At 72.1% G+C, this 9,961-nt stretch carries 10 protein-coding genes and 1 pseudogene; 5 read left to right on the forward strand and 6 right to left on the reverse strand.

All coding sequences use genetic code 11. The features are described 5' to 3' along the window. Positions 1-262 precede the first annotated feature (262 nt). Positions 263-1,780 carry a hypothetical protein gene (locus tag ABZW14_RS21615; RefSeq protein ID WP_355349229.1) on the forward strand — a complete coding sequence of 506 codons (1,518 nt, stop codon included), beginning with the start codon at positions 263-265 and terminating at the stop codon, positions 1,778-1,780. Positions 1,781-1,864: 84 nt separating this feature from the next. On the opposite strand, the gene rplI is transcribed toward ABZW14_RS21615, so the two are convergent. From rplI to rpsF, 4 genes are all read right to left on the reverse strand, one after another. Continuing rightward, positions 1,865-2,311 carry a 50S ribosomal protein L9 gene (gene rplI / locus ABZW14_RS21620; RefSeq protein ID WP_091265040.1) on the reverse strand — a complete coding sequence of 149 codons (447 nt, stop codon included), beginning with the start codon at positions 2,309-2,311 and terminating at the stop codon, positions 1,865-1,867. 14 nt (positions 2,312-2,325) lie between these two features. After that, positions 2,326-2,565 (reverse strand): 30S ribosomal protein S18, encoded by a 240-nt coding sequence (rpsR, locus tag ABZW14_RS21625; RefSeq protein ID WP_013289355.1) that lies wholly within the window; start codon positions 2,563-2,565, stop codon positions 2,326-2,328. 41 nt (positions 2,566-2,606) lie between these two features. Next, positions 2,607-3,134, reverse strand: coding sequence for a single-stranded DNA-binding protein (locus ABZW14_RS21630; RefSeq protein ID WP_198940427.1), 528 nt, complete (start codon positions 3,132-3,134; stop codon positions 2,607-2,609). Between the two features lie 80 nt (positions 3,135-3,214). After that, positions 3,215-3,505, reverse strand: coding sequence for a 30S ribosomal protein S6 (gene rpsF, locus ABZW14_RS21635; protein ID WP_046563719.1), 291 nt, complete (start codon positions 3,503-3,505; stop codon positions 3,215-3,217). A gap of 645 nt (positions 3,506-4,150) precedes the next feature. On the opposite strand from rpsF, the gene ABZW14_RS21640 reads away from it, so the two are divergent. Together ABZW14_RS21640 and ABZW14_RS21645 are read left to right on the forward strand one after the other, a co-directional pair. Continuing rightward, on the forward strand, positions 4,151-4,933 hold the full coding sequence (locus tag ABZW14_RS21640; protein ID WP_355349233.1) for a deoxyribonuclease IV: 783 nt from the start codon (positions 4,151-4,153) through the stop codon (positions 4,931-4,933). Continuing rightward, positions 4,930-7,302 (forward strand): hypothetical protein, encoded by a 2,373-nt coding sequence (locus tag ABZW14_RS21645; RefSeq protein ID WP_355349236.1) that lies wholly within the window; start codon positions 4,930-4,932, stop codon positions 7,300-7,302. The genes ABZW14_RS21640 and ABZW14_RS21645 overlap by 4 nt, the downstream gene beginning before the upstream one ends. A gap of 12 nt (positions 7,303-7,314) precedes the next feature. Here ABZW14_RS21645 and ABZW14_RS21650 read toward each other — a convergent pair whose 3' ends face one another. Next, a complete protein-coding gene (locus ABZW14_RS21650) occupies positions 7,315-8,820 on the reverse strand; it encodes a glycosyltransferase 87 family protein (protein WP_355349239.1) in 1,506 nt (501 codons plus the stop codon). 263 nt (positions 8,821-9,083) lie between these two features. Further along, positions 9,084-9,353: a hypothetical protein gene (locus ABZW14_RS21655; RefSeq protein ID WP_355349266.1), complete on the reverse strand. Its 270-nt coding sequence runs from the start codon at positions 9,351-9,353 to the stop codon at positions 9,084-9,086. Here ABZW14_RS21655 and ABZW14_RS21660 point away from each other — a divergent pair. Then, a pseudogene (locus ABZW14_RS21660) lies at positions 9,324-9,577 on the forward strand (BTAD domain-containing putative transcriptional regulator); the annotation flags it as partial. The gene ABZW14_RS21655 and the pseudogene ABZW14_RS21660 overlap by 30 nt on opposite strands. Positions 9,578-9,659: 82 nt before the next feature. Then, entirely contained in the window at positions 9,660-9,839 is a 180-nt protein-coding gene (locus ABZW14_RS21665; protein ID WP_355349269.1) for a hypothetical protein, read from the forward strand. Positions 9,840-9,961 lie beyond the last annotated feature (122 nt).

The raw sequence follows: 9,961 nt of genomic DNA on the forward strand, positions 1-9,961 counted from the left end.
CACTCAACAGCACCGGTGGACGAGCCTCGGGACAACCTGTGGACGCCGGTGGACAGGCATGTGCGCAGGGTGTGCACAGGGTGTGGATAAGTGATGGGGAATTCCGGCCGGCTCGGCGCTGACCTGCGGTTCTTCAATCCCCACCCTGTGGACGAAAGATTTCGGGTCGAGCTCGGGCACCGTTCGTCCCGTACTATCTCTGCGAACGGCTACACCTGGACAGCGGATTGCGCTATGGGTTGAGAAGGGTCACGCTCCGGCCGTGAGACACCGGGACTGGGGAAGCGGGGAGGACAGCCCGCGCGAGCGTCGCCCGAGCGCTTCCTGGGACGCTTCCGCCGGTCCGTTCCCGGTCGGGTCGTCCGCTCCCGAGAGCTACCGCACGCCGAGCCGCCGGCGCGCCGTCGAGCGCGGCCAGGACGAGCCGGTCGACACCTACCTTCCACGGTGGGCACTGGAGTCGGGGATCCGCCGGGCCGACGGCGGAGGCCGGCATGCCGCGCGCGACGAGGAGGCCGTCGAGTCGTACCCGGGTGGGGGCTGGCGCCGCGAGGACGACCGCCGCGGCCTGCGGGCCATCGGTGCCGGCCCGGCGTCGGACCACACCGCCGAGTGGACCATGGACCTCCCTCAGGATCAGGGGTACGTCGGGAGCCGGCGGGCCGACGGCATCGAGGGCGAGCCGGTCTCCGGGGTGGCCCCGCGGAGCCGGCCGCGTCGCGCGGCGACGCGACGACCGGAGGTGACCTGGTCGGGGCTGGAGGACGCACCCGCGCCGGGCGAGGACGGTGACCGGTGGGAGGCCGAGCGGCCGACCCGGCGGAGCCGGCGCCTGACGGCGGACTCGTGGTCGCGGCCGGCGGTCGACCCGTGGGAGCGGGGCCGGGCCGCCCAGCCGGATCCGGCGCAGCAACCCGCGGTCGACCCGTGGGATGCCTCGGGTGTGCACGCCTGGGGGCGTCCCGCCGCCGGCGGCCGGTGGGAGCAGGCGGAGAGCCGCTGGGACCGGACGGAGCACACCGGGGAGTGGGACCGGTTCACGGGCACCGGCCAGTGGGATCGGCGCGCCGACACCGGCCAGTGGGATCGGGCCCGGGAGACGGGCGCCTGGGACCGTTACGCGGAGGTCGATCCGTGGGACCGGACGGCGCCGCCGGTCCCGGCCCGGGAGGGCTGGGCGTCACCGGAACGGGCCGAGGCCTTCTGGTCCGGAACGCGCCTGGCCGGTGACGATCCGCGCTGGACGGCGACCCCGCCGTCGGCGCCGCGGTCGCCGATGGTCGCCTCGCCCGCGCCGCGTCCGGCGCCGCGCCGGCCGGTGGAGCCGGTGGGGGCGGGGCGGGGCGGCCCGTCGACGCTGCGGCGGCGGGTGGAGACGGTCGGCGGCGGTTCGTGGGGCCGCCGGCTGGAGGACGACCTGCTCGACCCGGATCCCGGTGGGCCGCTGCGGCCCCTGGTCTACACGGCCGCGTGCTACCTGGTGCCCGCGTTCCTGTTCATCGTCGGGTTGCTGTTCCTCGACGGGCAGCCCCCGGCGGGCTGCGTCACCGACATCACCGGGGGCGGTTGCGACTCGCCGCGGGCGCACGCCGTCGCCTCGTTGGTGGCCGGGGCGCCGCGGTTCGGGCTGGCGCTGCTGAGCAGTCTCGTGGTGGCGATGGTGCTGCGCCGGGTCGGCACGACCTGGCGGTCGGCGACGGTGGCGTTGGCGGCGGCCGTGGTGGGCGGCGGGCTCTCCACCGTGGTGATCAGCGCGGTGACAGGCCAGCCGATCGGGTGACGCCGCGAGCGGCGGCCATCCCCGGACATGCGGAGGGGCCCGCACCGGCTGTCGGTGCGGGCCCCTCCGTCGTGCTGTCGGGTGTCAGCCCTTGACCACGTTCAGGTCGAACTTGGCGGTCACCTCGGGGTGCAGCCGGATGCTGACCGGGTAGGCGCCGAGCGACTTGATGTGGCTGGGCAGCACCAGCCGACGACGGTCCAGGGTCGGGCCGCCGGCCGCCTTGACGGCGTCGACGATCTCGGCCGGGGTGACCGAGCCGAAGAGCCGGCCGCCGTCGCCGGCGCGGGCCTTCAGGTTGACCTTCAGACCCTCGACCTGGGCCTTGACCTCGTTGGCGTGGTCGAGGTCGCGGATCTCGCGGGCCGCGCGGGCCCGCTGGATGACCGTGACCTGCTTCTCCGCGCCCTTGGTCCAGGCGATCGCGAAGCCCTGCGGCAGCAGGTAGTTACGGCCGTAGCCGTCCTTCACCTCGACGATGTCGCCCGGGGCACCGAGGCCGGACACCTCCTGAGTCAGGATGATCTTCATGTCGGTGCCTCCTCTCAGCGGGTCGTGGCCGTGTACGGCAGGAGCGCCATCTCGCGGGCGTTCTTGACCGCACGGGCGATCTGCCGCTGCTGCTGCGAGGTCACGCCGGTCACCCGCCGAGCGCGGATCTTGCCGCGGTCGGAGATGAACTTGCGCAGCAGCGCGGTGTCCTTGTAGTCGATGTAGGTGATCCCGTCCTTGTCGAGCGGGTTCACCTTCTTCTTCGGCTTGCGAAGTGCCGCAGCCTTGGCCATTGCTCTTGCTCCTGGTTTGCGATCGCGGGCGCTCGGCGCCATTAGAACGGGGGCTCCTCGTCGAAGTTTCCGCCGCCCGAACCACCGCGCGAGGGAGCCGGGGCAGCCGAGGCCCAGGGGTCGTCGAAGTTGCCTCCGCCGCCACCCTGGCCACCACCACCACCGAAGCCGCCACCGCCACCCGAGCGGGACATCTTCTGCACCTTCGCCGTGGCGTAGCGCAGCGACGGGCCGATCTCGTCGACCTCCAGCTCGATGACGGTGCGCTTCTCACCCTCGCGCGTCTCGTACGACCGCTGGCGCAGCCGGCCGGACACGATCACCCGGGCGCCGCGCTGCAGCGACTCGGCCACGTTCTCGGCGGCCTGCCGCCAGACCGTGCACGAGAGGAACAGTGGCTCGCCGTCCTTCCACTCGCCGGACGCCTTGTCCATGAAGCGGGGCGTCGAGGCGACGCGGAACTTGGCGACCGCCGCCCCGGAGGGGGTGAACCGCAACTCGGGGTCATCGGTCAGGTTGCCGATGACCGTGATGGTGGTGTCTCCTGCCATGACCATCTCCTCGCGCACTCATCTCTGTGCCCTACAGGCTCTCAGAGCCCTCCGACAGCGTCGATGAGGCTTGATCCGGACGTGCCGGGTCTAGATGCTCAGCGCATCTCCGGGCGGATGACCTTGGTGCGCAGCACCGACTCGTTGAGTCGGAGCTGACGGTCCAGCTCAGCCACGGCCTCCGGCGACGCCTGGAGGTCGATGACGGCGTAGATGCCCTCGGCCTTCTTGTTGATCTCGTACGCGAGGCGCCGGCGGCCCCACACGTCGGTCTTCTCCACCGAGCCACCCGCGGTCCGGATCACGTTCAGGTACGTGTCGAGCGACGGGGCGACGGTGCGCTCCTCGAGGCTGGGGTCGAGGATCACCATGACTTCGTAATGACGCAAGACGTGCTCACCTCCTGTGGGCTAAGCGGCCACGGTCCTTCCGTGGCAGGAGGTCGTGCGTCGTCACCCGCGACCGTGTCCGGGGGAACCCGGCCGGACGCGGACAACCGGACCAGGATACCCGGTCCCGACGATCATGCCCGGGCCGGTCGTCCACGGGGTCCGGACGCGGCGACAGGGGCCCACCCCCGGCGTCGCGTGCCGGAAGTGGACCCCTGTCCACAGGGCCGCGGGGCGTCCCGTCCGCATTCCTTGGGTGGGACCTGGGGAGGAACGACCACACCGATGAGGTTGGATCGAGGACGCCCCGCGGAGCTTTATCGTGTTGTTACCTGGTCTGACCATACAACGGCTCTCGTCACCTCTTGGGGGAAATGGAGGAATTCGCCGGACTGGTTCTGTGACCGACCTTCGCTGTGACGAGCCGGATCCCGCCCCGTCGTGCCGGGCCGCACGGCGGGGCGTCCCGTTGCCGGGGGCCTCCGCTTCACCCGTACGCGCTGTGGACCCGCGTCCGGCCGGAGCGTCGACCATCGATCCCACCTCGGACAACGACCACCGGGCCGGGTGGTGACGCGCCCCGCGGCGCGGAACCCCCGCGCGGGGAACACCCGGGCGTCGGGGGCGCGACGTAGGCTGCCCTGCATGCGAATCGGAGCCCACGTCGATCCGACCGACCCGCTGGCCGAGGCGGCCGCCCGGGACGCCGAGGCGGTGCAGTTCTTCCTTGCCGACCCGCAGGGCTGGAAGGCCCCGAAGCCGCGGGAGGACGCCGAGCGCCTGCGGACCGCCGACGTCGACCTCTACGTGCACGCGCCGTACGTCATCAACGTGGCCACGCTGAACAACCGGATCCGCATCCCCAGCCGCAAGCTGCTGCTCGGCCATGCCGCCGCCGCGGCGGCGGTCGGCGCCCGCGGGCTGATCGTGCACGGCGGCCACGTCAACGCCGGTGACGACCTCGCCGTCGGGTTCGACAACTGGCGCAAGACCTTCGCGTACGCGGCGGACTCCGGCGGCTTCCCGCTCCCGATCCTGATCGAGAACACCGCCGGCGGCGACAACGCCTGCGCCCGGCACCTGGACGCGCTGGCCCGGCTCTGGGACGCGCTCGGCGACTACGAGGTGGGGTTCTGCCTCGACACCTGCCACGCGCACGCCGGGGGCGAGGACCTGCTGGGGCTGGTCGACCGGGTGAAGGCGATCACCGGCCGGATCGATCTGATCCACGCGAACAACTCCAAGGGCTCGTTCAACTCCGGCCAGGACCGGCACGACAACCTCACCGGCGGCACCATCGACCCGGAACTGGTGGTCGCGGTGATCCGGGCGGCGGGCGCGCCGGTGATCGTGGAGACCCCCGGCGGCGCCGATGGTCAGGCCGCCGACATCGCGTTCCTGCGCGGGCAGCTGGGCCTGACGGCATGACCACCGAGCAGTCCGACGCGACCGGCGGCCGCGCCGACAGCGACCCGCAGGAGGCCACGGGCGACGGCCCGTCCGACGCGGCGCGCCGGGTGTCCGGCGACCGGCCGGTTCCGGGACAGGACGCCACGACGGGCGACGGTCCGGGCGGGCCGGCGGCGACCGGGACCGGCGCGACGGACGGCACTACCGGGACCACCGGCAGGAGCGGGACCGAGACCGGTGACAGGGCCCGGACCGACAAGGGTCGGAGCGGCAAGGGTCGGAGGGACAAGGGTCGGATCGACAAGGGCGGGACCAAGCCCGGCGGCAAGACCCCGACCGATGGCAAGGCTGGACCCGATCGCAAGACCGGACCCGAGCGCAAGGCCGGACCCGATCGCAAGACCGGACCCGATCGCAAGGCCGGGACCGAGGGCAAGACCGGGACCGACGGCAAGACCGCGGGCGACGGCAAGGCCGCGACCGACGGCAAGGCCGGTACCGACAAGAGCGAGACCAACCGGCGCACGGCCGAAGGTCAGGCCGGGCCCGACGCCAAGGCCGCGGAGGGCGAGGTCGAGGAAGGCAAGGCCGGGACCGACGGGGCGGACGCGACGAAGCCGGCCGATCCGTGGACGGCGTTCGGCCCCGCCCCCGATCCGGTCCTCACCCGGCCCCGCCGGGTGGTCCGCGCGGTGGGCCGGTTCCTGGTGCACGAGTGGACGCTGGCCGCCGTCGCCTCGCTGGCGCTGGCCGTGCTGATGACCTGGCCCACGCTGCGCTACCCGCGCTACACCCTGCCGCAGGACTACTGGGACCCGAGCCTCCAGGCCTGGCAGATGGCCTGGTCCGGCCACATCCTGCTGACCGACCCGGCGCAGCTATGGACGTCGAACACATTCTTCCCCGAGCCGTGGAGCTTCGCCTTCTCGGACACGCTGCTCGGCTACGCCCCCGCCGGCATGATCGGATCCGGGCCCGAGGACGCCCTGCTGCGCTACAACATCATGTTCGTGCTGGCCCACGCCCTCGCCACGTTCGGGGCGTACGCGCTGGCGCGGCAGCTCGGCGCGGGCCGGATCGGCGGCGCGGTGGCCGGCGCGAGTTACGCCTACGCCCCGTGGCTGCTGGCCCAGGCCGGGCACCTGCACATCATCTCCAACGGCGGCATCCCACTGGCGCTGGCCATGCTGGCCCGCGGTCACGGCTGGTCGCTGCGGCACGGCTACCGGCCGTGGCGCCGGCACGCCGGCTGGGCGTTCGCCGGCTGGCTGGTGGCCGCCTGGCAGCTCAGCCTGGGCTTCGGCATCGGGCTGCCGTTCGCGTACCTGCTGGCCGGTGTCGTGCTGGTCTCGGCGGTGGTCTGGTTCGTCCGGCGGCTCCGGGTGAAGCGCCCGTTCGGCCGGCGGCTGTTCCTCGCCGACCTGCTCGGCGGGCTGGTGTTCGCCGCGGTGGGCGCGCTGCTGGCCGTGCCGTACTTCAAGGTGGCGGAGCTGCACCCGAACGCCGCGCGGACGCTCGGCGAGATCCAGCTCTACTCGCCGCCGGCCAGCGGGTTCTTCACCGCCCCGGCGGAGTCGCGGATCTGGGGCGGGCTGCACGAGGGCGCCCGGGCCGTGCTGCCCTGGCACCCGGAGATGACGTTGCTGCCCGGCTTCGTGCTCTACGCGCTGGCCGCCGGCGGGCTGTTCTTCTCGGTCTGGCGGGTGCGCCACCGGCTGTTCCTGCTGGCCGGGGTGCTGGTCACGATGGCGCTGGCCGTGGGCACCCGGTTCCTCGACGGCCGGTTCACCTACGTGCCGCTCTTCGAGCACCTGCCGGGCTGGAACGGCTTGCGGACGCCGGGGCGGATCATGCTCTGGACCACCCTGCTGCTCGGCCTGCTCGCGGCCGGCGCGGTCACCGCGTTCTGCGCCCGGGTACGCGAACTCGCCGCCGAGCGGGTCCCGCCGTGGCCGGGCCCGTGGCTGCGCCTGGCCACCCTCGTGCCGCTGCTGCTGGTCGTGGTGGAGGGGTTGAACGTCACCCCGCACCCGGTGGTGCCGCGGCAGCCGGCGGTGATGCGGACGGTTGACGGCCCGATGTTGGTGCTGCCCAGCAGCCAGAACCTGGACCAGCCGGTGATGCTCTGGTCGACCGACCGGTTCCAGCCGATGGTCAACGGCGGCAGCGGCTTCACCCCGAACTCGCAGGCCCAGGTGCGCGAGGCCGCAGTCAGCTTCCCCGACTTCGGCAGCGTCGACTACCTGCGGAAACTGGGCGTGAAGAACGTGGTGGTGCTCCGCGACCGGCTCGGCGGCACCCCGTGGGAGGGGATGCTCGACCGGCCGGTCGACGGGCTGGGCGTGACCCGGGAGGAGATCGGCGACGCCGTGGTCTACCGCCTCTGACCGGGCCCTCGGTCAGGCGGTGACCGTCTCGGCCGGGTGGACGGCGGCGGAGGGGTGCCGCCAGCGCTGGTACCAGGGCGCGTCCTGGGCGCCGTCGAGCACCCCGCCGTCCGGGTCGTCCGCGTAGGTGTCCCGGACGGCGTCCCGCTCGGGGCGCAGGATGTCCCGGATCACGAAGCCACAGAGCACCGCGACGGTGATCAGGCGCAGGCTGGCGGCCAGCACGAAGACTCCTTCGGGGAAGACCGGCCGGGTGGTGGCCGCGCCGAGCAGTTCGCCGTAGAAGGCGGCGAAGTAGCAGACCTCGGCGAACTGCCAGGCCAGGAAGGCGCCCCAGCGCGGCCGGGCGAGCACCGCGAGCGGGAGCAGCCAGAGCACGAACTGCTGGGACCAGACCTTGCTGAAGATCAGGAAGGCGGCGACCACCAGGAAGGCCAGCTGGGCGAGGCGGGGGCGGCGGGGTGCGAGCAGCGCCAGTGCGGCCACGCCGAGGCAGGCCAGCCCGAAGAGTAGGTACGACAGCCAGTTGAGCGCCGAGATGTGCGCGTTCAGCCACTCAAAGGGCCCGAGGTCACCGGGCTGGGAGGGGCTGATCCTGCCATCCAGGTAGCGGCCGATGTACCAGAGCGTGCCCCAGTCGATCGGCCGGGTGGTGTTCAAATCGAAGAAGCGTTCCCAGCTCTCCCGGTAGGGGATCGCGACGGGCAGGTTGACCACGATCAGGGCCACCGCGGCGGTAGCGGCGGCGGTGAGCGCGGCCCGCAGGCGGCCGGCGCGCAGGGCGAGCACGAGGATCGGGCCGAGGATGAACAGCGGCCACATCTTCGCCGCCCCGGCCAGGCCGAGCAGCACACCGGCGGTGGCCGGACGGCGCCGCGCCCAGGCCAGCAGCCCGAACGCGGCCAGCCCGACGGCGAGCAGATCCCAGTTGACGGTGGCGGTGAGCACCAGGGCCGGCGACAGCGCGAAGAGGGCCGCGTCCCACGGTCGTCGGCGGCGCAGGCTGAGGATGACCGCGACGGTGGCGACGGCGAGCGCGCTGAGTACCAGCGCGTTGAGGTTGTAGAACCACTGACCCTGGTTGATGCCGGGGTTGTCGACGCCGAGGGCGTGCACCGGCAGCCCGAGCGCGCCCATGAAGTAGCCGGTCAGGACCGGGTACTCCACCGGGTGGTCGGCATAGGGGACCTTGCCCTCGTTGAGCCCCTCGGCGTAGTAGAGGGCGAGCACGTCCGTGTAGCACATCCGGGTGTACTGGACGTTGTTCTGCCAGGCGCCGTCCTGGCAGGGCGACTTCTGCACCCAGTGCAGGGCCAGCGTCAGGCACATCAGCGCGAGGACGATCCGCGCTGCGGTCCAGAAGCGGCGCTCCCGGCCGGCAGGCCTGTCCAGCGCGACGGCGTGGTCGCCCAAGGGGCCGCCGATCAGCTCGGCGGCACCCCGGACGAAACCGTCCGAGCGGGACGGATGGTCCATGGACCCGTTCTCGTCGATGTCGGCCGTCGGCTGGGTGCTCATGGAGACGTATCCTGCCGCAACCCGGTCGGGAGGACGAGTACCTTGCGGCGGTTGGGGAGACGGCCCGAGAAATGGCGGTCGCACCTCGTACGCCGATCACTACACCCTGTTACAGGGTTTGCACCTTTTGCCGCCCTTGTCGTGCTTGACGGACATAGAAGGGCGGCTATGCTGAGCGCGACCCGCCAGGGTCGGAGACCATGCGATCCGGCAATTCCTCAATCCACATTTCCGGCGAACGCAGCCGCAAATTGGTCGCCGGTCTAATCATTGATGCGAATCGGGACGTCACCATCGACCGTCTGATCGACATCGTCTGGGGAGACGAACCACCCGCCACCGCCCGCCAGCAGATCCAGAACCGTCTGGGGCGCCTTCGGTTCCTGGTGTCGCAGGAAGCCTCTGGTCAACGGATCACGCGGCATGGAGACCGCTACCAGCTGGAATCTGCCGAAGAGCACGTCGACGGCCTGAAGTTCCGCCGGCTCTGCACGGCGGCGGAGGTGACCCGCCAGCACGGCCAGGCGGCGCATGCCACGGAACTCCTCCGGCAGGGCCTGAGGTTGTGGCGGGGCACGCCATGCAGGACGTGCACTCCGCCACCCTGGCGACGGATGCGGCCCACTGGAAGGAGTCCCGCCTGCGCGCGATCGAAGGTCTGGTGGCTCTCGAATTCGCCCAGGGGAATGGCGTGGCGATCATCCCTGAATTGCAGTTCTGGATCGCCGGATATCCCTATCACGAGGGTCTGCACTGCCGGCTGTCAAAAGCCCTGCACGAGGCGGGACGGACGGCCGAGTCGTTGTCCCGTCATCCGCGATCTACGGCACCGACTCGACGTGGAGCTGGGCATCGCACCGGGTGCCGCGGTCAACGAGCTGGAGCGACGGATCCTCGTGGGCCAGCAGACGACGCAGTCGCCCGGCCTTCAGCTCGACCGGGAGGCGGCGGAGGCGCTACGCCGTGCGCTGACCGAGACGACCCGGGCATTGTCGATCCTCGCCACAGCTCTGGCATAGCGGCAGGCGAAACGACGGCGGCGGGGGGGGGCCGGGGGGGGGGCGCCCCGCCGCGGCCGGGTGGTGATAAAAGAGCTGCGGGGGGGGGTGTTGTGGTGGGGAGGGCCCCCCCCCCCCCCCCC

This window comes from Micromonospora sp. NPDC004551 (assembly GCF_040609975.1).
In the GTDB taxonomy this organism is placed as follows: Bacteria; Actinomycetota; Actinomycetes; order Mycobacteriales; family Micromonosporaceae; genus Micromonospora.

Excerpts from the sequence above, each read along its gene's own strand:
- rplI (WP_091265040.1), bottom strand. The coding sequence starts at position 2,311 with ATGAAGATCATCCTGACTCAGGAGGTGTCCGGCCTCGGTGCCCCGGGC.
- rpsR (WP_013289355.1), bottom strand. The coding sequence starts at position 2,565 with ATGGCCAAGGCTGCGGCACTTCGCAAGCCGAAGAAGAAGGTGAACCCG.
- ABZW14_RS21640 (WP_355349233.1), top strand. The coding sequence starts at position 4,151 with ATGCGAATCGGAGCCCACGTCGATCCGACCGACCCGCTGGCCGAGGCG.
- ABZW14_RS21645 (WP_355349236.1), top strand. The coding sequence starts at position 4,930 with ATGACCACCGAGCAGTCCGACGCGACCGGCGGCCGCGCCGACAGCGAC.
- ABZW14_RS21650 (WP_355349239.1), bottom strand. The coding sequence starts at position 8,820 with ATGAGCACCCAGCCGACGGCCGACATCGACGAGAACGGGTCCATGGAC.
- ABZW14_RS21655 (WP_355349266.1), bottom strand. The coding sequence starts at position 9,353 with ATGCGCCGCCTGGCCGTGCTGGCGGGTCACCTCCGCCGCCGTGCAGAG.